Below are 295 nucleotides of genomic sequence, written 5' to 3' on the forward strand. Positions count from 1 at the left end.
TCTGGATGAGGTGATCACGGAGCGGACGAAGGTCGTCTCGTTCACGCTGGTGTCCAATCTGCTGGGGACCGTCAATCCGGTGGAGGCGATCATCCGCCGGGCGCAGGAGGTGGGGGCGCTGGTGGTTATCGACGCCTCCCAGGCCGCCCCGCACATGCCGCTGGACGTCCAGGCCCTCCAGGCCGACTTCGTGGCCTTTACCGGGCACAAGATGTGCGGGCCGACGGGGATCGGGGTGCTGTGGGGCCGGCAGGAACTCCTGGAGGACCTGCCCCCCTTCCTGGGCGGCGGGGAG

Annotated in this window: 1 protein-coding gene; it reads left to right on the forward strand. The window is 69.2% G+C overall.

What is annotated here, in order from left to right; translation table 11 throughout:
• A partial coding sequence (locus IF55_RS35695) for an aminotransferase class V-fold PLP-dependent enzyme (protein WP_030893497.1) occupies positions 1–295 on the forward strand: 295 nt, incomplete at both ends.

Origin of the sequence: Streptomyces varsoviensis (assembly GCF_000718635.1) — a bacterium.
Taxonomy (GTDB): domain Bacteria; phylum Actinomycetota; class Actinomycetes; order Streptomycetales; family Streptomycetaceae; genus Streptomyces; species Streptomyces varsoviensis.